The sequence below is a fragment of the Nitrospira sp. Vd2 genome, assembly GCF_979581665.1.
In genome coordinates this window covers 1-21,901 of sequence record NZ_CEFZSK010000023.1, presented here as the reverse complement: position 1 = coordinate 21,901, position 21,901 = coordinate 1, and the positions used below count along the sequence as shown (strand labels likewise).

The window sequence follows — 21,901 nt, the reverse complement described above, 5'->3', positions numbered from 1 at the left end:
GATTGGATTGCTCTCGTTCAACGACTCTTCAACGCCTCCAGCCCGGCGCTCGCGCAGGCGTCGTCGAGATGGGCTCCCGGTGCGCCGCCGACGCCGATCGCGCCGAGCACCTCGCCGCCGATTTCGATCGGCATCCCTCCACCGAGAATCAAAATTCGTTCGTTCATATCGCGGAGGGCCTGCAGGGTCGGCGTCTTCGCCATCAATTCAGCCAACTCGCTGGTAGGGCGGCGCAGGCTGGCGGCCGTGTAGGCCTTCTTGCTGCTGCTGTCAATTGTGTGAGGGCCGGCGCCGTCGCTTCGCAGGAGCACCCGTACGACACCCGCACGATCGACGATCGCTACACTGACGCGATAGCCGTCCTGCTTGCATTTGTCCAATGCCGCCGTCGCTGCTTTCATGGCAAGTGAGAGGGGCAGGGTCGCTTCACGGAGCAATTCCTCGGCGGCGCCCGTTGTCGCGAAAAAAAGGAGGAAGCCCAATGCCGAGCGAATGATCATCGTCGTTCTCCTGCTGTCGCTGGTTGACGGCGAGGCACGGGCCGCCCTTCCTCGAGATCGAGAAGGTCGGCCCACGTGGTGATATCGGTGCGGGTGGCATCAATAGAATCTCGCGTCTTGATGAAGTACTCCCACTTCTCGGGGCTATCCGGAGCCAGCGAGAGCATTGTTTGATTCCATGCTTCGATTTCGTCGGCCGTATGGGGCCGCGCTGTCGCGAGGAACCATTGCACGACCTGATCATCCGATCGATCCCGTACGGCGCTGAAAATTGCTCGGCTGGGATTGCGGCGAAATCCAAGAGTCGGCGGTCCAGGGGGCAGGGGAAGATGTACTCCCCCTGCGTGCCGGCCTGAACCGCTCGGCATTTGTCGATCATCCGGCCAAGATGGACATACCCACCGGCTTTCTCGCGAGGGCTGCGCGGTGATCGTACACGAAGGTCCATCGCGCTAGAGCATCTTGTGGTTCGTGAAGGTCAGGAGACGCACCACCACCTGCCCGTTCTCATACGCGATGATTCGGCGCGTGGCGGGCAAATCCGAGGCGGCGACTCGAGTGTGGGTATCCGTAAAGCTTTCGACATTGGTGAGCCGGCCATCTTGCGGCGCGTAATAGTAGACGGTGTACCGGGTCGTGAGGTATTTGCCGTCTTGCGTGATCGCGCTCTCTTCGACGTTGATCGTGAAGGCCATGTGGGGCATCTTCCGATTGATCTGGGTGATCCGGTCGTCCTTGATACGATAGAACGAGTGCATGCTATCACCGTGGATGCGAACACTCCGCCCAAACGGATGCGCCGGATCATCCCCGAGGGTGAGCGAGTACTTTCCGTCGGATTCCTCAAAGCTCCGCGGCCCTCGATGGACGGCGATCATGCCGATTTGCCCTTCGGCCCATTTCTGAAGTTCCGGGTCGGGCAGCGCGACCGTCACTTCCCGTGGACCTTTCACAGTGACCGTGCCCTTCGCCTCCTGGCCGTTGACATTGACAACGAGGTCTGCCGTAAACCCCTTGAAATCAGGTTGCCAGCGTGCTGTTTTCTCAAAGGCGGCCCTGAGTAGTCGTCGAGCTTCAGGGTCGTCATGGACCTGGGTCTCTGTCTGTTCCCGTGTATACGTTTCCATATCCGCTCCTCTTCTTTGGAGAAAGAATGGGATTATAAGAGCAGCGGTCCGCCTACCACAACACGTTTAATGTGTTGCTTTTTTGATACTTTTAGCGCCTCCGAGGAAAGCGAGCAGCAAACCGCCAATGTTTTTGCACATTTCTAGGAAAAATTTTGCAATTCGTATATAATGGGGTGGCTTTTCCCGATCGGAGCCTTCCAACCCGGAGCCTTCGAACAAGGAGAACGGCCGAGTGGAACGACGACCAGCATCCACGGAAGAAGAAGAGATGAACCAGCGGCGTCGGCTGCTGAACCTCGCCAGAAAAGGGGATCAGAAGGCGATCAATCGGCTGTTCGAACTCTATCAGGTGAGGGTGTATAGTGGGGAATCACTATCCAAGGCCAAGCGGCTTCCCTCAATCGCGACCTACCAGGAGAAATCTCGTCCTGGCGGCTCGAAGAAAACCGTTAAGCGTCCGGCGCGGCCCTCCAGCCGTAAATCGGGTCGTAAGGTCGCGCACAAATAGCTACTGCACCGCTACGCGAAGTCCTCCCGCCGCGAGTTGCTTCGCCACGTCCTCAACCGTCTTCGGCTCTCCGGTATAGACTACTGCACTTCCCTGGTGATCGATCTGCCAGGCTAGCTCGAATGCCCGCTCCGGATTCATTCCGGGAATCGCTTGGCAAAATAGGGCGATGACTTGTTGATAGGTGTGGCAGTTACAGTTGTACACCGTCACCCGCGCTTCCAGTCCATCGCCGGTGCCGGTCGTGATGTCTTCGATTGTTTCCGGTGTGACAACGGTTGAAGGCATATTTGGCATAGGCGTTATTCTACCTTCCCGCCCTCGACCTGCCAAGGCGGACGCGGTGCCGCTCGCTTGTCGTGGTCTTCCCCTGCCAGGCTGAGCCGATTGTCCAGATTTATTTCCTCGCGGGCCAACGTGATCTGAAGCAGAGCGAAATGACGCGGGGAGTCGGTGACCGCTATGAACCCGTGTTGGCGTGTGAGCCGAATCGTATAGCGCAGAGCCGCGGAGGTCTTGACGAGCGCAAGGCCGTACTCGCAGTCATACGCGGCCTCGAGGCCTAGGCGTCGGTCGAGGAGCGATGTGACGTGAGTAACAGAGGCGTATGCCACCGCACGTCGGGTTTCGAGCAACGTGAGCAGAGCGGCGGGTCCCGGCACGCGGACACCGGCCAAGACCATGCTATGGCTGAGATCGAACAAGCCGCGCTGGAACCGCCGGTCCTCCACGAGTGCATCGTGGAAGTGTGCTCGCCAGGTTGGATCGGCGAGGTCTCGATCGATGGATTGGGCCATTTCTGCATCGAGCGGCCCGCTCACGGAATACCCTTGCACGATGCGTCCTGCTTGGATCAGTTCAGGAAATGCATGACCCATTCGGTCCTCATAGGCGGTCGTCCCGGTCATGCGGGTGAGCTGAAGCGCCATATAGTCGCGAAAATGGACGACGGCATAATCGGACAACAATCGCTCGATCGTCTGCCGACTGCACAGATGAAATGGATAGTAGAGGGCTTCCCGTCGCGCAAGCATGAGAATCGACAAGCGAAAAACGTCTATGCTACCGTGCGCCGATGCGCAAATGGGTGCAGGAGGCTAACAAACTTTACCTCTTGCTGATCTTCATTCCGATCGCGGCTGTTCTCGAACTCACCCACGCCAATCCTTTGCTCGTGTTTATCGCCTCGGGGCTGGCGATTATCCCGCTGGCCGGCTTAATGGGAGAGGCCACCGAGCAGTTGGCCTGTTATGTCGGCGCCGGCGCCGGTGCCTTATTGAACGCTTCGTTCGGCAACGCCGCGGAACTGATTATCGCCTTGATGGCGCTCCGCGAGGGCCTTCACGATGTCGTCAAGGCGTCCATCACCGGATCGATCCTCGGCAACATTCTGCTGGTCCTCGGTCTTGCCATGATCGCCGGCGGTCTTCGATTTCCCCGACAACGATTCAATGCGACGGCGGCCGGCATGGGCGCAAGTCTGCTCCTGCTGGCTGCGGTCTCTCTGGTCGTGCCGGCCCTCTTTCATTTTACGGCCGCTGACCGCGGACGAAGCATCGAAGACCGGTTGAGTCTGGACATTGCAGTCGTGCTCTTCTGCATCTACCTTTTGAGCCTACTCTTTTCATTGCGCACACACCGACACTTGTACGCCGGCGATCATGGCGAGGGCGGTGGGTCTCACCACGCGCAGTGGACGAAGCAAACCGCTGTCATCGTACTGGCGGCGGCGACGCTGCTGACCGTCGTCATGAGCGAATTCCTCGTGACCGCCTTGCAACCCGCAGCGCAGACCCTCGGATTGACGCAGGTGTTCGTGGGGGTGATTCTGGTGGCGGTCGTGGGGAACGCCGCGGAGCACTCCACCGCTGTGCTCGTCGCGCGCAAGAACCAAATGGATTTGGCCCTCGGCATTGCCGTAGGGTCGAGCTTACAGATCGCATTGTTCGTTGCGCCGTTTCTGGTGTTCGCCAGCTATGGCCTCGGCCGTCCGCTCGACTTGATCTTCACACCGTTCGAGGTCGCGGCCGTCACGGTGTCGGTGTTGATTGTCGGATTCGTCGCGATGGACGGGGAGTCACACTGGATGGAGGGCGTAATGTTAGTGGGCGTCTATCTGATTCTCGCCATTGCCTTTTACTTCTTGCCGGCATGACAGGCTTGCGTTGGCCGGCAATGGCGGCTCGCCGGTGGCGCCGCCGTCACCACTTGTCCATATCGATGACTTCGGTCGCGTCCCAAAGATTTTTCCATTCGGCGTCCGCGAGCGCGAGCTCCTTATCACGGTCGGTGAACGTATCGAGATTTTCGCTCGTCTTCCTCGGCTGTCCCGGCGCTTCAGAAGCCGCCGGCGAACGTTCGGGCGCCGTGGTCGGCTTCTGCGGTTCCGCTTTCTTCAGACGCTTTTTTGACGGGTCCATGTTGACGGGCATGAATACTCCTCGCACCGTTACTAAACTGGTACTCCGTGCGCGTCGGACTTGTCAAGGCGTGCCATTGTGTAAGGCGCTGACATTGGGGCAAGGTTGCAGAACGACCCGGTCAGCGTACCGTGCGGTACCCGTGATCCGGCGATATCCGTCTCCGGGATACGAACCGATACATGGATAGATGTACATGGGGAGGTTTTACGATGCCCGTCACGCTGATCAACGTATTTTCCGTTCCCACCGGCAAAGAAGACGAGTTTGTGCGGTGGTGGGATGAGGTGAAGGCCAATATCACGAAGCAGCCGGGGTTCATCAGCGGCAAGTTTCACCGAAGCTTGAACTCCGCGAGCAAATACAACTTCATCAATGTCGCCATCTGGGAGAATGATGGCTTGTACTGGAAGGCCTATGAGACGAGCGTCACCCCGATGAAAACGAAGTTGGCCGCGCTCGGGGTCGAAATGACGCCGGCACTCTACCGCGTGCTGTTTGAGTATTGAGCCATCCTGACTTCCAGAGGCACGCCTGCCGACGGCCACGACCGCTACCGATCCGTTGACTGCCGGGACCGCCGTTGCTACAGTGCCCGGTGCGTCGGGAGCGTCATGCTGAGCGCGAAAGTTCTCTGGCCCGTCTTTCCCCTTCTGCTGTTGGTCGTTATTGTTACCTTGACTTGGGCGTTGGTCCGTGTCGTTCGCCGCTACCGTGGCACCACCGCAGTGTGGCTGCAAAGCGCGGCGCTCGCCTGTTACCTCTTGGCCGCGATCGCCGCGATCGCGAGTGAGCGAGGCGGGCTGTCGCGCCATGTCCACCGTCCGTTCTCGCTCTTGACTCAACTCGCCATCGCACTGGCGCTGTACCACATTTGGAAGAAGGACGCGTCGCTGATGGCGCTCAACATCGCCGCATGGGCGGCTATTCTCGCCGATACGGCGCTGCACTATCTCCTCAGATGATGAGACCCGACTAGCATGACCGCCCCCAAACCCTCCCTTACAGCTTTTCTCGTCTGCGATATGGTGATCGACGATAAGGCGACCAGCAAGAAAAGCTTGATCGGCGCGTTCACCCATATTTGGGCTCAAGGGTTCCCATGCGTCCATCACAAGATGGCCGTCTACTTTTGCCTGACCGATGCCGAAGGGGATTATGAGGTCGTGCTGCGGCTGGTGAACTCCGAGACGGAAGAGACGCTTGCCGAAGCCGGCGTGTCGCTGACGATTACGGACCGGTTGGCCATCAGCGACTTTGGCGTCAATATCCCGGTCGTTCAGTTTCCGACGCCCGGCCGATACGAATTCCAATTGTTCGCCAACAAGGAATTCCTGGGACGGCGAGACTTCCTGGTCACGCAACTCGGCCCGCCGTCGCACGACGAAAGCGACAACTAATACAGTTCGAGCGCGACGGAATCGGCAAATCGCCTACCCATTGCCGTGAGTCGGAGACGGCCTTCCGTCCGCTCTAGCAGCCCGTCCGCAATGAGTCGTTCCACTCGCGTGCACTGCTCGCTGTCTTCATGAGTTTCAGGCTCATAGGGAATGCCGCCGGTTAGCCGAAGGCCGAACACGAGCGCTTCCTGTCGGCGCACTTCCGGCGCCAATAGCTCGCGCTCCGTGACCGGCAGACGGCCCTTCATGATCATGCTGCAATAGGTCTGCAAGTCGTCGCTGTTTCCGAACCGCGCGCCGTCGAGGTATGATTGAGCGCTCGGCCCGAGGCCCAGATACTCCCCGTTCTGCCAATAGAGCAGGTTATGGTGGCAGGCATAGCCCGGCCGGCAGTAGTTGGAGATTTCATACCGCTCGTAGCCCGCCTGATTGAGCAGGTCGGCCGCCGCGTCCTCCATGGCGTTTTGAAGATCGGCATCCGGTTCGGATCGGTCGCCCCGATGGACGTCCACAGCGAGCCTCGTCCTCTGCTCGACGGTCAACGCGTAGCAGGCGAGATGGGTCGGCTGCAACGCCACGGTCTCCTCCAACGTGCGCCGCCAGCTCTCCAGGGTTTGCCCGGGAAGGCCGTAGATAAGGTCGAGATTGATATTCGCAAAACCCGCGGCTCGAGCCATGTCGACGGCGCAAGCGGCGTTGTCGGGAAGCATCCGCCGGCCAATGGCGACAAGGGCGCTCTCCTCCATTGATTGAATGCCCAAGCTCAGGCGGTTCCATCCGGCACCCCGCAATTGCTTGAGACCGTCGACCGTCAGTGTATCAGGCGCCGCTTCGATCGTGATCTCGGCGCCGTCCGACACGCGAAAGTGTTTTCGGACCAAGGCCAACGTCCAGCACAACTCTTCGCTCGTCAGGGTCGTCGGCGTGCCGCCGCCGAAATAGACCGTGGAGATCGCCCGATCGCCGAGTGTCCGCTCATGGCGATGCAGCTCGATCTCGCGATGCAGCGCGTTCAGGTAAGCCAGCACACGGTCAGCGCGATGGATCTGCACATAGAACGCACAGAAGTGACAGCGGTGTTGGCAAAATGGGACGTGGATGTAGAGGCCCGTCATACCCCCATACCCCATTACCCCCTTCTTACAAAGCCAGCGGCTTGATCGGTGAGAGCACCTTCGCCGGATCGTCTTTCCACGTCGATGGGTCGGCGTCGACGTACAGCTCCACTTCGTTGCCACCCGGGTCCGTGACATAGAGGCTCTGGCTGACGGTATGGTCGCTCATTCCGGTGATCGGCACGCCCGCCTGCTCGAGCTCGCGTTTGGCCCGTCTCAGTTCATCGAGCGAGTCGCCCACTTTGATTCCGATATGGTAGAGGCCCAGCCGGCGGCCGGGCGGCGGAGCCGGCGCAGGACCGACTTCGATCAGCAGGAGTTCGTGGTGCGTGCGGCCGGAAGTCAGGGCGGCGGCTGCGCCGCTGAAGGCTCGGCCGATTTCCGTGAATCCGAGCAGGTCGCGATAAAAGTGCAGCGAGCGTTCGAGATCCTTCACATAAAACACCACATGACCGAGGTAATGGGCCTTCATGGCTCCACCGTTGTGTTGGAAACATCTTTCGTCATCACAACCTCGATTTCATCCTCGGGCGACAGCCCGCGGTTTCGGACGTGGACCTTCCATGACCGATGCCGGCGGAGCGAGTCGAACATCAGCTTGAGCAATTCCGGTTTAATTTGCTTCTCCCACTCTCGGAGCCACGCACCGTTGTCCTCATCACCGTCGTACTCATCTGGAAAGCTCGCTTCGAGGCTGAACCGAAACGTGAACGTCTTCTCTTCCTGAAACATCACTCCTCCGCCCTCATTGCGAGGCTGATCACAGTCCTCCTATAATAGACCACGCAAGAAGGAGGCATCCATGCCGATCTTTGAATACGTCTGTCAGGAATGCCGGCATCGGTTCGAAATGTTGGTCAACGGCTCGACGACGCCGGCGTGCCCCTCGTGCCGTGCGACGCGTCTGGAAAAGCAGTTTTCCGCGTTCGGCGTTGGGGGCAGCAGCGACTGGGCGACGTCCAGCGCACCTGGCCCGTGTGGAACGTGCGGCGATCCCCGTGGACCGGGCGCCTGCTCCATGAATTGATCGATGGCCGACGCTGCCCCTCGTGTCGTCGACGAGGCGATCCAACGCATCTCCTCGTCCGATCCCATCATCAAGCTGTTGCATGAGGTCAAGCTCGGCCGCATGCGGCCCACGGACGCCGGGTTGCGGGCGATCACGGAATCGTGGATCGAGACGTATCGGCAGGCGATTGTAAATGTCAAAGGCGTCGATCGGAACTCCGTGTTGAAGCTCGATCCTCGGCCCAGATTGGAGATTCTCACCGAGGCCGGCGTCTTGGCGCCCGATCATCCGGGGGCCATGGCGCTGCGGTCGGCATTCGACCAGATGCTCGATTCGGTTTCCGGCAGTGCTCCGTAAGTTCTCCACTGTTCTCTTCTTTCTATTGCCGTGCGCTGTGTGGGTCGGCCTGTCGACCACCACCGCCGCCGATCCCTCCGGTGTTGGGCCTCTTGCACTCGTCGGGCATGATTACTTTCACGATCGTATCGCCGATCAAGCCATTCTCCTTGACGACCCTGCCACCATCGAAGCGTTTCTTGTTCGAGTAGATGGCGTCCCGCCGGATTGGCAAGCCGTCTACGGCCACCACGGCAGCGGGCACGACGAGCGCTTGTTTGATCTCAACCGGCAGCGCGACGCCCGGCGGGAAGGAAGTCCAGCGCTACAGGAGCGAGTCACGTTTGTGTGGCCAGGCGAGTTGTCGACCTACGATGAAGAAACCCGGGGCTTTCGCGTGGCGCTGGGCCCAAAACTTATTGCGACCGCCTGGGGACTGATCCGCTTCAAGCCGGAAACGCTCCCGGCGAACCTCATTGCAGTCCCGCAGAGTGAGGAGACGGAGGCCATGCGAGCAAAGGTCGAAAAAGGTGAGCGAATCGAGATCGATGTCGCGATCACCGGTCGCCTCGTTCCGGAAGAATCGATCATCTATGACTTCGCGCATGACGAAGCGGGGAGGGGGATGGTTATGCCCGTTGTATTGGTCGAGCAGGTTCGCTATCTCATGAAGTAAGATCCCAGGCCAGCTCCTGGTCCACTTCTTCATTAGACATTTAGATAAGAGGGCTTCAACCTTTTTCGGTGTGGAATGCCATGGCCCGTGAACAGGATAGCGAACGTCGGAGGTTCAAGGCCACTGCCGGTCCATGAGCTAGAGCTTACCGATCATCCTTGGCACACCGAATGCCGGCCCCGCTCGGACGCGTCTCGAGGTCGCCGTAATCGCGGTCGCTCGTCCGCAGGCTTCGTGCCGGTTTGAGCCACGAGCCGCCTCGCATGACCTTCAGGATCCCCTGCTCAGGCCCGGTCGGGTCGCTGGGCGGCGCTTTTAAATAGTAATAGGGCTCGTACCAATCTTCGACCCACTCGGACGCGTTGCCCGCCATATCTAACAAGCCGTACGGGCTCACACCATCAGGGAATGTTCCCACGGGTAGCGTCAGCACTTCTCCATTGACGCCACGCTCCTTTGCGATTCGTGCCCCTTCGCCGGTGACCCAGAACGCATGCCATTCTTTGCCGCTCGCGAACTCAATCGTCCGCCCGACCCAGTAGCTCGCACTGTTCGCCCACGCAAGGTTCCATTCGTTTCCCCAGGGATAGCGACGTGCGTCGGTGCCTCTGGCCGCTTTCTCCCATTCGGCTTCCGTCGGCAACCGCTTGCCGCGCCATCGGCAGTAGGCCGCGGCATCTGCCCAGGCGACATTCACGACGGGATGTGCGGCGATCGCGTCCGGTGGGGCGCCGTCATGCCACAAGGAGACGGCCGGACTGATGTTCTCCGGAACGCGATGACCGGTCGCCCGCACGAACTCGTAATACTCTGCGTTCGTCGTTTCGTGCCGGTCAATCCAAAAGCTGCTGACGAACACCTTGCGCTGCGGGCGTTCGTCATCATAGCCATCGGTGCCCGCCGGACTGCCCATGAGGAAGTCGCCGAGCGGGACGCGAGCCATGTCGCCGGTTGCATCAGAAAGTGATGAAAGCGCAGTCCAGAAGAGAAAAAGAAGGAGGCCAACATAGCGGCGAGGAGGTGATGGCATGCCGCCCCTTCAGGCTGGCTTGAGGCCGCAGGCCTTGGCCACACCGTCACGGTATCGCAGCCACAGGTCGAGGCTTCGCTCCAGCGCGCCGATGACCCGGCGTCGCTGCGCCTGGCTGGTCGCGTGTGCAAGGACGATGTCGTACGCGTCATGCCGATGTCCCGCTTCCACGCGCTGGTGTGCCCGGATCAAGTCCATCGACTCCACCGGTGCTCCATGATAGCGCACGAGCGGATGGTTGCGGATCACCTCTTCGATCTCGTCCTCGGTTTTTGGTTTGGACGGCTGCAAGATTTCTTGCCGGTCCTTCACGCTGCCTTCGACAAAGATCGTGAGCACGGCCGCGCCGACCACCCAGTCCTGATGGGCCGACACCTCGTCGAGCCACCGACGGTACCGACGGCTGGCGGGCAGCAAGCGCACGCGCTCGAAATCGTTCGCGCGATACTGAAGGCCTTCCATCATCTGGATGAACAGCTCCGGATGGGACCGCCCCAGCGACAGCCCACCGGTATCTTCCTCGTAAATATTCTCGGCCAGTTTGCGCCGGACATCCGGCGGTGGGTTTTGGCCATGAATGCGTGCGAGGAAGACGGGGAAATCGCGCACGTACACCGCATATTCCTGCTGAAAGTGAATCTTTAATTGCGCCTTCTTCAAGCCCTCACCGACGAAGTAGTCCCATGCCCAGTGATGTTTGCGGTCCATCACGGTCAGGAGACGCTCCCGAAAGTCCTTCAGCTGTCGATTCGATTCGCGCATTGCTTTCTCTCGAAACGCCTCGCTACAATTCGCGGCTTGATCCGCCTATGAATCCCGTCACGCTGCAACAATCCGATGAAATCCTCAATTTGCTCGCCGATGTGTCACTGCGCGGGGACGGCTTCACGACCGACTGTCTGCTGGACTACGTGCTTGACGAAGGCTTTACCGAGCCGATCTTCCTCAATGCGTCCGGTGAAGATCCGCAGGCGTTCTTCAAGGGACAACCGAACGCCTGGGCCGTCTACCAAATTCGTGAATGGAAACGCGTGCTGACGATCAGTGGCGGCTTCGGCAAAGCCCGGCGGGTCCAGATCACCGAGACGCCGTGATGCATCCCGACACAAGGGCGCCTCAGTCTAGGCCGCACCATCTCAAAAATCAATTATACCGATCTACCGAGCGCGAAGCAGGACTGTTGGTGTGAACAGCGTTCGACACTTCTATCACGAAGCGATGGGCGGTCGAACGCAGATCGATGCACTAGTCCGGTGATACGCCCGCATGGCATGTCGAGATGAAGGTTGCATTGACTATCGGCGCGATCGGCCTCATTGCGGGAGCCGGCCTGCTGCTCACGGCATGGCCGATGATCAATGTCGTCGAGACCGGGCGAACGCCGGAATACCCCGACCTCGTGCCGAGGACCTACCGCGCCGCACCGTCGCTCGTATTCGACGCCGCCCTTCATGCCGTCGACCGCTTGCCACGATGGACGCTCGTCGCGCATGATGAACGAAGGGGTGAGATACGGGCCGAAGCGACGACCCGCCTTCTGCGGTTCGTGGATGACGTGACCATTCGCGTCCGACCATGCGGTGATGCGACGTGCGTCGAGGCGCGATCTGCTTCACGAATCGGCAAGGGGGACTTCGGGCAAAATGCCCGCAACATTCGACGGCTGTTTGAGGAACTCGACCGACAACTCACTCAGCGATCTCATCAAGAAGCGAGGCCAGAACGACATGGTGAATCTGATCCAACCCCGCGATCAAGGTGAATTGGGCTTTATCAAGAGCCTGCTCGATGCGAACAGGATTCGGTATTTCGTGCAGAACGAGCACTTCGGGAGTCTCTATCCGGGGCTGCCCGCGGTGTCGTGCATGGTGATGGTCCATGAGGAAGACCTCGATCGCGCGGCGACATTGATCCGAGAATTGCACGCGAGCCGCAAACCGGAACGATTGGGGAAGTTGCGGGCGATCCCTAGGGAGCCGACGAGCCGGGCTTGAGTTGTTTGAGCGGGTCGGTGTCGTGGAATTTCGGCGGCGTGATCATCTTGGGCGTGGGACTGCTGGAGTAATACCATCCGCCGACGAGCAGGCCTTCCTCAAAATACAAATACCGATGCCGGACGTCGGACGCGCTTTCCCAGTCTTCATAGATCCACTCTTCACGGCGAATGCCGTCCTTCGTGTAGCTGATGTTCATCGAATAGGGCGACCCCCACGCCTGAAGGACCTGCTGCCGGTTCATGCCGACCATGACGCGTTTCTGAGCGATGTGTTTCTCAAAGGTCGGGTCGAGCCAGACCGGCACGTAACGCCATGCGAGCATCGCCAGGAACAGCACAGCGAAGAAGGCGTAGATCGTGAGCCGCACGGGCCGGCGGCACAGAAACGGCTTAGAGGATTCAGAGGAGGCCTTGGCGTCAACAGAAACCGTAGGGGCCGGCGATGTCACGGCCAGTGGTTGATCGTGCGCCGAGGCGTGTGTGCCCATAACAGGTGAGCGAGTCTAACAACCGCCCGCAAAATGAGTCAAGGGCTCTCCCGTCTTCCACTCAAGCGCTCAACACTCATCACTTCGTCCTAGTCCGCGTACTGCGGGACGGGAATCTTCTTCGTTTTCGGAGCCGGCGGGGGACGCAGCGCGAATTCCTTTGAGAAGGGATTTAAGGTCGGCTCATGGGTGAGCCGCTGTCGCTCTCGAACCAACTGCACGCTTTGCGCCGTGATCTCGACCCGGTCGATCGGCGTCTGCAGCGTGAGGTACTCGGGCAAGCCCTGGAGCGAGAACAGTTGGAACGCCAACGTCCAGTCGAGCGATTCCTTCGTCCGCTCACGCACGATCGCGCGCGCGTCCGGGGACGGCGGCCCTTTGAAAATCAGGATCCAGATGTTGGAGCGGAACGCCGGCGCGTTCGGCGCTTGTGGCGGACGAAATTCAGGCACCAGCGCGGGGACCTTTTCCAGCGGGACAGACGGCGTGAATTCAATGTCGACGAGACTGACATACAGCGTCGGGGAGTCCGAGGTATCGTCCGGGTCAAGGATGTAGCTGAACGAATAGCGGACTTCCACGCTGTCGCGCTTATAGGTGTAGACGTCCTCGCCGTTCTGCGGGGCGATCAGCTTCTTGAAATAATTCTCCCAATCGGCAAATGAGTAGTACTTAAAGACTCGAAGGGCTGATTTCCGGTCCCGAACGGCTTGCGGGGGACCGAGTTTCTCGCGCAACTCGGTCTGCGTCAGGCCCAAATACCCGTCTTCAAAGAAGGCCGCGGGGAAGCCGGGCGCTGGGAGGATGACGACGGTCACGAGGAGGACGAGCGAGAGGAAGTTGGTCGGGAGCACGCAGAACGCCACGAACGACCTCGTTGTGGCATCGTATCGACCGCTCTTCGGCAAAGTCAAGGCGCCGTCATTCGGCTTGCCCGCCGGAGATGGCACCCGGTATAGTGACCGCTGCAAAGGAACTTAAGGCGAGGATCACGGGATTGATGAACGCCACCGCCGCTGACCTTGAACAGTTGCTCCGCGACCGTCTGGTCATCATCGACGGCGCGATGGGCACGATGATCCAGACCTACAAGCTCGACGAAGCGGGCTATCGGGGTCGCGAGTTCGTCGGCCACCCGCATGATCTCAAAGGCTGTAACGATTTGCTCAATCTCACAAGGCCGGAGATCGTCGAGGAGATCCATACGGCGTTTCTGGACGCCGGCGCCGACATCATTGAGACCAACACGTTTAATTCCACCTCGATTTCGATGGCGGATTACCGGCTGGAAGAGCACGTCTACCGGCTGAATCAGGCCGGCGCCGCGATCGCCCGTCATGCCGCCGACCGCGCGACCGCGCGTGACGGCCGTCCCCGGTTCGTGGCGGGCGCGATGGGGCCGACGAATCGCACCGCCTCGCTCTCTCCCGACGTCAACAACCCGGCGTACCGCGCGGTCACGTACGATCAGCTCGTCGATGCCTACACCGAGCAAGCGCGGGGATTGATCGACGGCGGCGCGGACGTGCTGTTGGTGGAAACCGTGTTCGACTCGTTGAATTCGAAAGCGGCGTTGTTCGCGATCGATGCGTATTTCGAAAAGATCGGACGTCGCCTGCCGGTCATGGTGTCCTTCACGATTACGCAGCGCGGGAACAATCGGACGCTGTCGGGTCAGACGGTGGAGGCCTATTGGAATTCGATCTCGCACATGCCACTGCTCAGCGTCGGGATCAACTGCGCGTTGGGGGCCGGCGAGATGAGGCCGCACATCGAAGAGCTGGCGGGGCTCGCGCCGGTCTACATCAGTTGCTATCCGAATGCCGGCTTGCCGAACGCGTTCGGAGGGTTCGACGAGACGCCGGCAATGATGGCGGCCGACCTCAAGGAGTTTGCGGAGCGGGGCTGGCTGAACCTCGTGGGGGGCTGTTGCGGGACGACGCCGGCCCACATCCGGGCGATCGCCGAAGCTGTGCGAGGCGCGGCGCCGAGGGTGCCGGTCCGGCCCGAGCCCTACACGCGATTGAGTGGACTCGAGCCGCTGACCATTCGGCCGGACACGAATTTCGTGAACATCGGGGAACGGACGAACGTGACGGGCTCGCCGAAATTCGCCAAGTTGATCCTGGCCGGCGACTATGAAGGCGCGCTGAGCATCGCGCGGCAACAGGTGGAGGGCGGCGCCCAGATCATCGACGTCAACATGGACGAAGGGTTGCTCGATTCCGAGAAGGCGATGGTGACGTTTCTCAATCTGATCGCCTCGGAACCCGACATCGCCCGCGTCCCGATCATGATCGACAGCTCCAAATGGTCGGTGATCGAAGCCGGCTTGAAGTGCATTCAGGGCAAGGGCGTCGTCAACTCGATCAGCTTGAAGGAAGGCGAGGCGGTGTTCAAGCATCACGCCAAGCTCATTCGCCGCTATGGCGCCTGCGTGGTCGTGATGGCGTTCGACGAGCACGGGCAGGCTGACACGCTGGAACGCAAGATCGAAATTTGTCGGCGGGCCTATCGGATCCTGACAGGGGAGGTCGGGTTTCCTCCGCAAGACATCATTTTCGACCCGAATATTTTGACGGTCGCGACCGGCATCGACGAGCACAACAACTACGCCGTGAATTTCATCGAGGCGACCCGATGGATCAAGGCGAACCTGCCCTTGTGCAAGGTCAGCGGCGGGGTCAGCAATATCTCCTTCTCGTTCCGCGGGAACAATGTGGTGCGGGAAGCGATGCACGCAGCCTTTCTCTATCACGCGATCAAGGCCGGCTTGGACATGGGGATTGTCAACGCGGGGCAACTCGCGGTGTACGAGGAGATTCCTAAAGACCTCCTGGCGTTGGTTGAGGATGTCCTGCTGAATCGACGACCGGATGCCACGGAACGATTGGTCAAGTTCGCCGAAACCGTCAAGCAAAAAGCGGCGACCGACGAGCAGGAAGATAGCTGGCGAAGCGGAACTGTCGAAGAGCGGCTGGCGCATGCCTTGATCAAGGGAATCGTCGAGTACATCGAGGCGGACGTCGAGGAGGCGCGGCAAAAGTATCAGAAGCCGCTTCACATAATCGAAGGGCCGTTGATGGCCGGCATGAACGTCGTCGGCGATCTCTTTGGCTCGGGCAAAATGTTCCTCCCTCAAGTCGTGAAGAGCGCCCGGGTGATGAAGAAGGCGGTCGCCTACTTGCTGCCGTTCATGGAAGCGGAGAAGCAGGCGTCGGGCGGTCATTGGCCTCAGGGGAAGGTGTTGCTGGCGACCGTCAAAGGAGATGTCCACGACATTGGGAAGAACATCGTCGGCGTGGTCCTCGGCTGCAACAATTATGAGGTCATCGACCTCGGCGTGATGGTCCCGTGCGAGAAGATTCTCGCGACGGCGCGCGAGCAGAAGGTCGACATGATCGGCCTGAGCGGGTTGATCACACCGTCGCTCGATGAAATGGTCCACGTCGCGAGGGAAATGAGCCGAGAGGGGTTCGAGGTGCCGCTGCTGATCGGCGGCGCGACGACGAGCAAGGCGCACACGGCGGTGAAGATCGCGCTGGGGTACGGCCACCCCGTCGTGCACGTCCTTGATGCGTCGCGCGCCGTCGGCGTGGTGAGCAGCTTGATCAGCGCCGATCAGAAGCATGGGTTTGCGGCGAGGAACCACGCCGAGCAAGAAGCGATTCGCGCAGCGCACGGGGAGCGTGGACCGAAAAAGTTACTCTCGATCGACGAGGCGCGGTTACGCAGGTTGCCCATCAGGTGGAAGGCCGAGGACATCGCGACCCCGGCTTTTATCGGCGTGCGCGCTCTCGATTCGGTCGCGCTGACCGATCTCGTGCCGTTCATTGACTGGACTCCGTTCTTTCATGCGTGGGAGCTGCGAGGGCGCTATCCTCAGATCTTCGATGATCCGACAGTAGGGCCGAAAGCGAAGGACCTGTTCGCCGATGCGCAAGCCCTGCTCAAGCGAATTGTGAACGAGTGGCTGGTGACCGCGCGAGGCGTCTATGGGTTCTTTCCCGCCAACAGCGTGGGTGACGATATCGAAGTCTACGCCGATCCGTCGCGATCCGCGGTGCTCGAGACGTTTCATACGCTCCGGCAGCAGATGGAGAAGCCGAGCGATCAATATGATCTTGCCCTCGCCGATTTCATCGCGCCCAAATCGACCGGGCTGATCGATTATCTCGGGGCCTTCGCTGTGACCGCCGGTCTCGGCCTCGATGATCTGGTTCGCCGGTTCGAGCAGGATCATGACGATTACAATGCAATTATGGCAAAGGCGCTCGCGGACCGCCTGGCGGAGGCGTTCGCCGAATACCTGCACAAGCGCGTGCGCGAGGAGTGGGGATATGGGAAGGGCGAGCAACTGACCAACGATGATCTGATTCATGAGCGGTATCGTGGCATCCGTCCCGCCCCTGGCTATCCGGCCTGCCCGGACCATACCGAGAAGCGGCTGCTGTTCGATCTGCTCGACGTGGAGAAGCGCGCGGGGATCACGCTGACGGAAACCTATGCGATGCTACCCGCCGCCTCGGTCAGCGGCTTCTACTTCGCGCATCCGCAGGCAAAATACTTCGCGGTGGGAAAGATCGGCCGGGATCAGGTGCTGGACTATCACTTGAGGAAGAACATGGAGCTGCGGGCTGTCGAACGGTGGCTCTCCCCGAATCTCAACTACGATCCCGAGGAGAACCGTTCGATTCCAAAGTCGGCACAGGGCTGTGCGTGTGGAGTGGCTCATCCTTAAAAAGATGAGCCCGGAGCTGCTACAGCGATACGGCGGCAGGTTCCTGCGTCACCCAAGGCGGTTGCTGATTCAAGCGCCTTGACCACCCACCGATAGCGCTCTTCCGCCCACTCGTTGAACTTCGTCGCATCATTGAAAACCAAGTCCCATGCTTTCACGGCATCGAGCAACAGCAACTGATGGGGTTGGTTGTTGCCAGGGAAGAACACGACGAGGACCGCGGAGCTTCCGATCAGGCTGATGTCGGTGAAGACATGGATCATCGACGCGGCCGGCATCGTCGCCGTGCGTGTGGCCGCTTCCACGATCGGGTTGTAGACGCGATGTAGGAGCTGCCACGTGGCTTCGTACGGATTCTTCGCCTCATGCAGCCGGGGATTCGGTGATTCGCCGAACAGATTCTGCGTGAAATACTCGGCTGCCTCCCAGCTTGCCATCCCACCGCTTGAGACCAAGGCTTCCGTGATGTACGCCATCCAGTTTCGGTTGACCGCCATCGTCAGCATGCATGCCTCCGCTGTGCGGCGCTTCTGAAGCGCCTCTGTTCACAATCGTATGAAAAGGACCGGATTTCGTACCTGGCAGGAAGACCTGAGGACTTACCGGCGTGCCGGCTTTACTCTAGCCGCTGGAAGCCAACTTGTCAATGAATCCGGCCGTTAGACGTCCGCGTATTGACTGCGAATCATCAGGACTTCGTCCATCCCTTCGAGGAAGGTGTCGAGCAACTCGGGATCGAAATCCTGTGCTCGACGTTTGTGCATAATCTCGATTGCCTGTTCGATCGGGAACGCCGGCTTGTAGACGCGTTTGGTGGTCAGCGCGTCGAAGGTATCGGCAATCGCGGCAATTCGGCCTTCGAGCGGGATGTCATCGGCCTTCAGCCCTCTAGGGTAGCCGCTTCCATCGTATTTCTCATGGTGGGTCCAGGCAATCGTCGCGGCCAAGTTGAGTAGCTCCGCGCCGGAGCCCGATAGAATGCGATACCCGATTTCCGGGTGGAGCGCGATGGCCTTGAATTCCTCTGGCGTGAATTTGCCGGGCTTGAGGAGGATATGGTCCGGTGTCCCGATTTTTCCGATGTCGTGCATCGGGCTGGCGATCCGGATCAGCTCACACCGCTGTGGTTCTAATCCGTGACGGCGGGCCAAGAGCGCGCAGTAATGACTCATTCGTTGAATGTGTTGGGCGGTGGCACCATCCCGATATTCGGCCGCGATCGCGAGCCGCTGGATCGTTTCTTCGCGAGACAGGCGCAATTCCCGTTCGGCGCGCTCCAGACTCTCAACAGCGTGGCGCAGTGCCGATGTCCGCTCGAGGACGGTGAGTTCCAGGCGTTCCCGATGGGCGCGGTTCTCAATTTCCAGACGCCGACGCCGGAGGGCGTTGGCGACGTTGATTACGATCTCGTTCGATTCGAAGGGCTTGAGAATATACCCATAAGCCCCCATTTCGAGCGCTACGGCAGCGAGTTCGGGGTTATCTAAGCCGGTAACCATGACTACTGCCGTGAGCGGATATTCGGACAGGACGTACTTAATGAATTCGATCCCGGACTCACCCGGCATGTTAACGTCACACAGCACGAGCGCGAACTCTTTCTCCTCCAGGCGTTCTCGGCCCTGTTTCGCGTCAGAGGCGAGCGTGCAGCTATAGCCGTACTGCTCGAGGAGGCGACCGAGCATCCGCTGGATCGCGACTTCGTCGTCGACGATGAGAATGCTTTCCATGAGGGATGAACCAGGAGGACAGACAAGAATCGGTGATTTTTGCATGTCTGTCAACGGGAGGCGCAAAGTGGTGCCTATTGCGTGCAGTTTCTGTACCGGCACACTATTCTCGGCAATGTTGATTTGAATCGATCGCTAACTAACTGCAACAACACTGAATCTTTTCTTTCGCTGCTGATCATGATGAGCGACGAGGAGGAAGGACGGAACATTTTTGCCGTACAAATTTGTTCGGCGTGGTCAAAGTCTTCCCGCTATTGACAGCCATTCTCAATTTCGAGCTTGGGGAATCGGGAAAAGGTGCCATTGTGATGCGGCCGACGATTGTTTATGCTGCTCGCGTGCCGTTTATCTTTCCCCATGAAACGCTATTTGCGGTCGCAACCGTTGTACTCATTGTCGGTCTTCTTGTGTTGCGGCTGAAGATCACGCGAAGGAACCGGAACGCCGACCCACGCGGTCACGGCGAGCGTGTTCGTTGAACTTTCCGTACCCCTTCTCTATAATCCCATCTTCTTGATTCTGCGAGAGGAAATTCGATGAATCCAGGAGCCAGGCTGCGGCGGACCGACGGGCGAAGGAACGATGAGATTCGGCCGGTGAAGATCACTCGGGACTTCATTAAATATGCTGAGGGATCTGTCCTGATGGAAATGGGCGGGACCAAGGTGATCTGTACGGCGTCCGTCGAGGAAAAGGTGCCGCCTTTTCTGAAGGACAAAGGCCGCGGCTGGGTCACGGCGGAATACGCCATGCTGCCACGAGCCACCCACGAGCGGACGGCCAGGGAAGCGGTGAAAGGGAAGCAGGGTGGCCGGACACTGGAGATCCAGCGGCTGGTGGGCCGCGCGCTCCGGGCAGTGACGGACCAGGCCGAGATGGGTGAACGGACGATCTGGATCGACTGTGACGTCATCCAAGCCGATGGCGGAACGCGGACGGCGTCCATCACTGGCGCCTTCGTCGCATTGGCCGATGCTTTCGCAGTGCTCAAGAAAAAGAACCTGATCAAGAAGCGGCCGCTGACCGATTACCTCGCCGCCATCAGTGTCGGGAAGGTCGGTGGGGATGTCATGGTGGATTTGGCGTATGCGGAAGATTCCCTGGCGGAAGTCGACATGAACCTCGTCATGACCGGGCGAGGGCGGTACGTTGAGGTCCAGGGGACGGCCGAACATGTCCCATTCGACAAAAAAGACCTGGATGAGTTCCTCGGTTTGGGATGGAACGCAATTCAACAGTTGGTCGCCTTGCAAAAAGAGCTGATCGGCAATCTGGAATGAGGATCGCCGTGGAAGGAATCGAAAAGACTGCAAGGGGAGAGCTGGTTCTCGCCACGCGGAATGCTCACAAGGCTGCCGAGATGACTGCCTTGCTCACCGATCTCGGTCTTCGAGTGAGGACGTTGGCCGAATTTCCAGGCGCCCCTGATGTGGTAGAAGATGGCGCAACCTGTGAAGCCAATGCGATCAAGAAAGCAGTGACGGCGGCGCACTATACCGGCCTTACCGCCATAGCGGACGATACAGGTCTTGAAGTTGATGCACTCGGTGGTCGGCCTGGTGTATTCGCCGCCCGGTATGCCGGTGAAGGGGCGACCTACGAAGACAATTGCCGTAAACTGCTTAGCGAACTGCACGGGGTCCCGCGTGATAAGAGGACAGCCCGGTTCATCACCGCCGTGGCGATTGCGCAACCTTCCGGTTCAGTTCAGACGGTGACCGGTGTGCTCAAGGGACGAATAGCGGAGAAGCAGGCGGGGTCGGGCGGATTCGGCTACGATCCGGTATTCTTTGTACCTGAGCAGAGTAAAACCCTGGCCGAAATGACGCCGGACGAGAAAAACCGCATCAGCCATCGAGCCCAAGCCTTCGCGAAAGCCAAAGCTCTTCTCACACGAGCGGGACAGCGGAACGAACACGTCGGGGCGTAGCGCAGCCTGGTAGCGCGCCTGCTTTGGGATCACAGTCAGGGGGATTGCTCAAGTCGTTGACGACATGGGCAATCCCCTTGTCATTCCTAGCGATTCTCGCTTTCCGCTAAACGGTTCTGTCTGTCTCTCTTTGTTGCGGACTCCACCGTTTTGTCGGGTTTTCTAACACCGTAATAACACCTGTTTTCGGGATGTCCCATGCTGCCGCAGGTGTTACCGACCGTTCCCTCAAAAAGGTTGAATGGCCCCGTTTCCCTGTTTGTTACTTTTTTGGCGAAGGTTCTCACACCGGCTACGCTTGTTTGAAAGAAACAGTCGTTACAAGGTAGAGGGCCCTTGTCGCCAAGATCGTAATCGGTTAATGTGGTTTACCGAGCGACAACCCATAGTGAGGTTAACGTGACGCCGTATATCCTGCTTGGTCGCAAAAAGCTTCCGCCTGAGAGCATCCCTTCTCCCGAACATGTCTACGATGAACGTCTGCAGCTTTGGATTGACAAGAATACCGGGGTGCCATTGGTGTCTTGCATGCGAACACAGGCGTCCCAGTTCGGAGAGACTTCGATGACAGAAACACGCGAGGGCGCTGATCGGACGGAGGGAGCCGTTCATGCGCCTGAATTTGAGGGTCTGGATGAGAGCGATGTTCTACAGGCATCACGGTTCGGTGAAACCACGATGACAAAGGCCCCAGAGGGAGCGGATAAGCCGGTAGATGCCTCCCTCTATGAATTTCATGCTGCTTATTCTCACTTCTGACAAAGACTTTACTGCCGATTTCCTCATCGTCGAGCTGATCAATCGTAATTTACCCCTATTTTCGGCTGAATGCTGCACTCTTGTCCAAAACAGCTTATGACGTTGGGTCATCCAAAGGTGTAGGGTGCTG

The 21,901-nt window shown here is 59.4% G+C and carries 31 protein-coding genes and 1 pseudogene; 16 read left to right on the top strand and 16 right to left on the bottom strand.

What is annotated here, in order from left to right; translation table 11 throughout:
- Positions 1-17: 17 nt before the first annotated feature.
- The 4 genes and pseudogenes from AC1U7K_RS11045 to AC1U7K_RS11030 form a co-directional block, all read right to left on the bottom strand.
- Positions 18-500, bottom strand: a complete 483-nt coding sequence (locus AC1U7K_RS11045; protein ID WP_480251333.1) for a GlcG/HbpS family heme-binding protein — start codon at positions 498-500, stop codon at positions 18-20.
- Positions 497-772, bottom strand: coding sequence for a DUF5069 domain-containing protein (locus tag AC1U7K_RS11040; protein WP_480251356.1), 276 nt, complete (start codon positions 770-772; stop codon positions 497-499). The genes AC1U7K_RS11045 and AC1U7K_RS11040 overlap by 4 nt, the downstream gene beginning before the upstream one ends.
- A 2-nt stretch (positions 773-774) precedes the next feature.
- Positions 775-948, bottom strand: a pseudogene (locus tag AC1U7K_RS11035) (DUF5069 domain-containing protein); the annotation flags it as partial.
- Between the two features lie 4 nt (positions 949-952).
- The gene (locus tag AC1U7K_RS11030; protein ID WP_480251332.1) at positions 953-1,627 is read right to left on the bottom strand and encodes a DUF3386 domain-containing protein; all 675 of its coding nucleotides are present in this window, start codon (positions 1,625-1,627) and stop codon (positions 953-955) included.
- A gap of 235 nt (positions 1,628-1,862) precedes the next feature.
- Between AC1U7K_RS11030 and AC1U7K_RS11025 the strand changes: the two genes are divergently transcribed.
- On the top strand, positions 1,863-2,138 hold the full coding sequence (locus AC1U7K_RS11025; RefSeq protein WP_480251331.1) for a hypothetical protein: 276 nt from the start codon (positions 1,863-1,865) through the stop codon (positions 2,136-2,138).
- On the opposite strand, the gene AC1U7K_RS11020 is transcribed toward AC1U7K_RS11025, so the two are convergent.
- A complete protein-coding gene (locus AC1U7K_RS11020; RefSeq protein ID WP_480251330.1) occupies positions 2,139-2,435 on the bottom strand; it encodes an ATP-dependent Clp protease adaptor ClpS in 297 nt (98 codons plus the stop codon).
- Between the two features lie 5 nt (positions 2,436-2,440).
- The gene (locus AC1U7K_RS11015; protein ID WP_480251329.1) at positions 2,441-3,172 is read right to left on the bottom strand and encodes a hypothetical protein; all 732 of its coding nucleotides are present in this window, start codon (positions 3,170-3,172) and stop codon (positions 2,441-2,443) included.
- Between the two features lie 41 nt (positions 3,173-3,213).
- On the opposite strand from AC1U7K_RS11015, the gene cax reads away from it, so the two are divergent.
- Complete coding sequence (gene cax, locus AC1U7K_RS11010) at positions 3,214-4,293, top strand: calcium/proton exchanger (protein ID WP_480251328.1); 1,080 nt, start codon at positions 3,214-3,216, stop codon at positions 4,291-4,293.
- 46 nt (positions 4,294-4,339) lie between these two features.
- On the opposite strand, the gene AC1U7K_RS11005 is transcribed toward cax, so the two are convergent.
- Complete coding sequence (locus tag AC1U7K_RS11005; protein ID WP_480251327.1) at positions 4,340-4,570, bottom strand: hypothetical protein; 231 nt, start codon at positions 4,568-4,570, stop codon at positions 4,340-4,342.
- Positions 4,571-4,770: 200 nt separating this feature from the next.
- Between AC1U7K_RS11005 and AC1U7K_RS11000 the strand changes: the two genes are divergently transcribed.
- From AC1U7K_RS11000 to AC1U7K_RS10990, 3 genes are all read left to right on the top strand, one after another.
- Positions 4,771-5,067, top strand: a complete 297-nt coding sequence (locus AC1U7K_RS11000; RefSeq protein ID WP_480251326.1) for an antibiotic biosynthesis monooxygenase family protein — start codon at positions 4,771-4,773, stop codon at positions 5,065-5,067.
- Positions 5,068-5,172: 105 nt separating this feature from the next.
- Positions 5,173-5,523: a hypothetical protein gene (locus tag AC1U7K_RS10995; RefSeq protein ID WP_480251325.1), complete on the top strand. Its 351-nt coding sequence runs from the start codon at positions 5,173-5,175 to the stop codon at positions 5,521-5,523.
- 15 nt (positions 5,524-5,538) lie between these two features.
- Complete coding sequence (locus AC1U7K_RS10990) at positions 5,539-5,958, top strand: DUF6941 family protein (RefSeq protein WP_480251324.1); 420 nt, start codon at positions 5,539-5,541, stop codon at positions 5,956-5,958.
- On the opposite strand, the gene hemW is transcribed toward AC1U7K_RS10990, so the two are convergent.
- Genes hemW through AC1U7K_RS10975 form a run of 3 tightly spaced genes read right to left on the bottom strand, consistent with a single transcriptional unit; the run spans position 5,955 to position 7,805 of the window.
- The gene (gene hemW / locus AC1U7K_RS10985; RefSeq protein WP_480251323.1) at positions 5,955-7,088 is read right to left on the bottom strand and encodes a radical SAM family heme chaperone HemW; all 1,134 of its coding nucleotides are present in this window, start codon (positions 7,086-7,088) and stop codon (positions 5,955-5,957) included. The two genes, AC1U7K_RS10990 and hemW, sit on opposite strands and share 4 nt — an antisense overlap.
- A 10-nt stretch (positions 7,089-7,098) precedes the next feature.
- Positions 7,099-7,545: a VOC family protein gene (locus AC1U7K_RS10980; protein ID WP_480251322.1), complete on the bottom strand. Its 447-nt coding sequence runs from the start codon at positions 7,543-7,545 to the stop codon at positions 7,099-7,101.
- Positions 7,542-7,805 carry a hypothetical protein gene (locus AC1U7K_RS10975; RefSeq protein WP_480251320.1) on the bottom strand — a complete coding sequence of 88 codons (264 nt, stop codon included), beginning with the start codon at positions 7,803-7,805 and terminating at the stop codon, positions 7,542-7,544. The genes AC1U7K_RS10980 and AC1U7K_RS10975 overlap by 4 nt, the downstream gene beginning before the upstream one ends.
- Before the next feature lie 70 nt (positions 7,806-7,875).
- On the opposite strand from AC1U7K_RS10975, the gene AC1U7K_RS10970 reads away from it, so the two are divergent.
- From AC1U7K_RS10970 to AC1U7K_RS10960, 3 genes are read left to right on the top strand one after another with little or no spacing between them, the layout of a single operon-like run.
- Positions 7,876-8,100 (top strand): FmdB family zinc ribbon protein, encoded by a 225-nt coding sequence (locus AC1U7K_RS10970; RefSeq protein ID WP_480251318.1) that lies wholly within the window; start codon positions 7,876-7,878, stop codon positions 8,098-8,100.
- Between the two features lie 3 nt (positions 8,101-8,103).
- On the top strand, positions 8,104-8,439 hold the full coding sequence (locus AC1U7K_RS10965) for a hypothetical protein (protein ID WP_480251317.1): 336 nt from the start codon (positions 8,104-8,106) through the stop codon (positions 8,437-8,439).
- 37 nt (positions 8,440-8,476) lie between these two features.
- Positions 8,477-9,094, top strand: coding sequence for a hypothetical protein (locus AC1U7K_RS10960; RefSeq protein ID WP_480251316.1), 618 nt, complete (start codon positions 8,477-8,479; stop codon positions 9,092-9,094).
- A 145-nt stretch (positions 9,095-9,239) separates the two neighbouring features.
- Here the strand turns inward: AC1U7K_RS10960 and AC1U7K_RS10955 are convergent, their stop codons facing one another.
- Positions 9,240-10,037: a formylglycine-generating enzyme family protein gene (locus tag AC1U7K_RS10955; RefSeq protein ID WP_480251314.1), complete on the bottom strand. Its 798-nt coding sequence runs from the start codon at positions 10,035-10,037 to the stop codon at positions 9,240-9,242.
- A gap of 96 nt (positions 10,038-10,133) precedes the next feature.
- Positions 10,134-10,886 (bottom strand): iron-containing redox enzyme family protein, encoded by a 753-nt coding sequence (locus tag AC1U7K_RS10950; RefSeq protein WP_480251313.1) that lies wholly within the window; start codon positions 10,884-10,886, stop codon positions 10,134-10,136.
- A 47-nt stretch (positions 10,887-10,933) separates the two neighbouring features.
- On the opposite strand from AC1U7K_RS10950, the gene AC1U7K_RS10945 reads away from it, so the two are divergent.
- The 3 genes from AC1U7K_RS10945 to AC1U7K_RS10935 all read left to right on the top strand — a co-directional run bounded on the left by AC1U7K_RS10945 (position 10,934) and on the right by AC1U7K_RS10935 (position 12,118).
- Entirely contained in the window at positions 10,934-11,218 is a 285-nt protein-coding gene (locus AC1U7K_RS10945; protein WP_480251312.1) for a hypothetical protein, read from the top strand.
- A gap of 185 nt (positions 11,219-11,403) precedes the next feature.
- On the top strand, positions 11,404-11,886 hold the full coding sequence (locus AC1U7K_RS10940; protein WP_480251311.1) for a DUF1499 domain-containing protein: 483 nt from the start codon (positions 11,404-11,406) through the stop codon (positions 11,884-11,886).
- Positions 11,852-12,118 (top strand): putative signal transducing protein, encoded by a 267-nt coding sequence (locus AC1U7K_RS10935; RefSeq protein WP_480251310.1) that lies wholly within the window; start codon positions 11,852-11,854, stop codon positions 12,116-12,118. The genes AC1U7K_RS10940 and AC1U7K_RS10935 overlap by 35 nt, the downstream gene beginning before the upstream one ends.
- On the opposite strand, the gene AC1U7K_RS10930 is transcribed toward AC1U7K_RS10935, so the two are convergent.
- The gene (locus AC1U7K_RS10930) at positions 12,093-12,488 is read right to left on the bottom strand and encodes a hypothetical protein (protein ID WP_480251309.1); all 396 of its coding nucleotides are present in this window, start codon (positions 12,486-12,488) and stop codon (positions 12,093-12,095) included. The two genes, AC1U7K_RS10935 and AC1U7K_RS10930, sit on opposite strands and share 26 nt — an antisense overlap.
- A gap of 209 nt (positions 12,489-12,697) precedes the next feature.
- Positions 12,698-13,474 carry a hypothetical protein gene (locus tag AC1U7K_RS10925; protein ID WP_480251308.1) on the bottom strand — a complete coding sequence of 259 codons (777 nt, stop codon included), beginning with the start codon at positions 13,472-13,474 and terminating at the stop codon, positions 12,698-12,700.
- Between the two features lie 134 nt (positions 13,475-13,608).
- On the opposite strand from AC1U7K_RS10925, the gene metH reads away from it, so the two are divergent.
- Entirely contained in the window at positions 13,609-17,349 is a 3,741-nt protein-coding gene (metH, locus tag AC1U7K_RS10920) for a methionine synthase (RefSeq protein WP_480251307.1), read from the top strand.
- On the opposite strand, the gene AC1U7K_RS10915 is transcribed toward metH, so the two are convergent.
- A complete protein-coding gene (locus tag AC1U7K_RS10915) occupies positions 17,346-17,855 on the bottom strand; it encodes a hypothetical protein (protein WP_480251306.1) in 510 nt (169 codons plus the stop codon). The two genes, metH and AC1U7K_RS10915, sit on opposite strands and share 4 nt — an antisense overlap.
- A 153-nt stretch (positions 17,856-18,008) precedes the next feature.
- Positions 18,009-19,079: an HD domain-containing phosphohydrolase gene (locus AC1U7K_RS10910; protein WP_480251305.1), complete on the bottom strand. Its 1,071-nt coding sequence runs from the start codon at positions 19,077-19,079 to the stop codon at positions 18,009-18,011.
- A 236-nt stretch (positions 19,080-19,315) separates the two neighbouring features.
- On the opposite strand from AC1U7K_RS10910, the gene AC1U7K_RS10905 reads away from it, so the two are divergent.
- The 4 genes from AC1U7K_RS10905 to AC1U7K_RS10890 all read left to right on the top strand — a co-directional run bounded on the left by AC1U7K_RS10905 (position 19,316) and on the right by AC1U7K_RS10890 (position 21,771).
- Complete coding sequence (locus tag AC1U7K_RS10905; protein ID WP_480251303.1) at positions 19,316-19,561, top strand: hypothetical protein; 246 nt, start codon at positions 19,316-19,318, stop codon at positions 19,559-19,561.
- A gap of 57 nt (positions 19,562-19,618) precedes the next feature.
- A complete protein-coding gene (rph, locus tag AC1U7K_RS10900) occupies positions 19,619-20,362 on the top strand; it encodes a ribonuclease PH (RefSeq protein ID WP_480251302.1) in 744 nt (247 codons plus the stop codon).
- A gap of 8 nt (positions 20,363-20,370) precedes the next feature.
- Complete coding sequence (locus AC1U7K_RS10895) at positions 20,371-21,012, top strand: XTP/dITP diphosphatase (protein WP_480251300.1); 642 nt, start codon at positions 20,371-20,373, stop codon at positions 21,010-21,012.
- Between the two features lie 399 nt (positions 21,013-21,411).
- Complete coding sequence (locus AC1U7K_RS10890; protein WP_480251299.1) at positions 21,412-21,771, top strand: hypothetical protein; 360 nt, start codon at positions 21,412-21,414, stop codon at positions 21,769-21,771.
- Positions 21,772-21,901: the final 130 nt, after the last annotated feature.

Excerpts from the sequence above, each read along its gene's own strand:
- AC1U7K_RS10995 (WP_480251325.1), top strand. The coding sequence starts at position 5,173 with ATGCTGAGCGCGAAAGTTCTCTGGCCCGTCTTTCCCCTTCTGCTGTTG.
- AC1U7K_RS11015 (WP_480251329.1), bottom strand. The coding sequence starts at position 3,172 with ATGCTTGCGCGACGGGAAGCCCTCTACTATCCATTTCATCTGTGCAGT.
- AC1U7K_RS10955 (WP_480251314.1), bottom strand. The coding sequence starts at position 10,037 with ATGGCTCGCGTCCCGCTCGGCGACTTCCTCATGGGCAGTCCGGCGGGC.
- hemW (WP_480251323.1), bottom strand. The coding sequence starts at position 7,088 with ATGGGGTATGGGGGTATGACGGGCCTCTACATCCACGTCCCATTTTGC.
- AC1U7K_RS10980 (WP_480251322.1), bottom strand. The coding sequence starts at position 7,545 with ATGAAGGCCCATTACCTCGGTCATGTGGTGTTTTATGTGAAGGATCTC.
- AC1U7K_RS10950 (WP_480251313.1), bottom strand. The coding sequence starts at position 10,886 with ATGCGCGAATCGAATCGACAGCTGAAGGACTTTCGGGAGCGTCTCCTG.
- metH (WP_480251307.1), top strand. The coding sequence starts at position 13,609 with ATGAACGCCACCGCCGCTGACCTTGAACAGTTGCTCCGCGACCGTCTG.
- AC1U7K_RS10990 (WP_480251324.1), top strand. The coding sequence starts at position 5,539 with ATGACCGCCCCCAAACCCTCCCTTACAGCTTTTCTCGTCTGCGATATG.
- AC1U7K_RS11005 (WP_480251327.1), bottom strand. The coding sequence starts at position 4,570 with ATGCCCGTCAACATGGACCCGTCAAAAAAGCGTCTGAAGAAAGCGGAA.
- AC1U7K_RS11020 (WP_480251330.1), bottom strand. The coding sequence starts at position 2,435 with ATGCCAAATATGCCTTCAACCGTTGTCACACCGGAAACAATCGAAGAC.
- AC1U7K_RS10915 (WP_480251306.1), bottom strand. The coding sequence starts at position 17,855 with ATGCTGACGATGGCGGTCAACCGAAACTGGATGGCGTACATCACGGAA.
- AC1U7K_RS10965 (WP_480251317.1), top strand. The coding sequence starts at position 8,104 with ATGGCCGACGCTGCCCCTCGTGTCGTCGACGAGGCGATCCAACGCATC.
- AC1U7K_RS11000 (WP_480251326.1), top strand. The coding sequence starts at position 4,771 with ATGCCCGTCACGCTGATCAACGTATTTTCCGTTCCCACCGGCAAAGAA.
- AC1U7K_RS10910 (WP_480251305.1), bottom strand. The coding sequence starts at position 19,079 with ATGGAAAGCATTCTCATCGTCGACGACGAAGTCGCGATCCAGCGGATG.
- AC1U7K_RS10945 (WP_480251312.1), top strand. The coding sequence starts at position 10,934 with ATGAATCCCGTCACGCTGCAACAATCCGATGAAATCCTCAATTTGCTC.
- AC1U7K_RS10935 (WP_480251310.1), top strand. The coding sequence starts at position 11,852 with ATGGTGAATCTGATCCAACCCCGCGATCAAGGTGAATTGGGCTTTATC.
- rph (WP_480251302.1), top strand. The coding sequence starts at position 19,619 with ATGAATCCAGGAGCCAGGCTGCGGCGGACCGACGGGCGAAGGAACGAT.
- cax (WP_480251328.1), top strand. The coding sequence starts at position 3,214 with ATGCGCAAATGGGTGCAGGAGGCTAACAAACTTTACCTCTTGCTGATC.
- AC1U7K_RS10975 (WP_480251320.1), bottom strand. The coding sequence starts at position 7,805 with ATGTTTCAGGAAGAGAAGACGTTCACGTTTCGGTTCAGCCTCGAAGCG.
- AC1U7K_RS11045 (WP_480251333.1), bottom strand. The coding sequence starts at position 500 with ATGATCATTCGCTCGGCATTGGGCTTCCTCCTTTTTTTCGCGACAACG.
- AC1U7K_RS10970 (WP_480251318.1), top strand. The coding sequence starts at position 7,876 with ATGCCGATCTTTGAATACGTCTGTCAGGAATGCCGGCATCGGTTCGAA.
- AC1U7K_RS11030 (WP_480251332.1), bottom strand. The coding sequence starts at position 1,627 with ATGGAAACGTATACACGGGAACAGACAGAGACCCAGGTCCATGACGAC.
- AC1U7K_RS10940 (WP_480251311.1), top strand. The coding sequence starts at position 11,404 with ATGAAGGTTGCATTGACTATCGGCGCGATCGGCCTCATTGCGGGAGCC.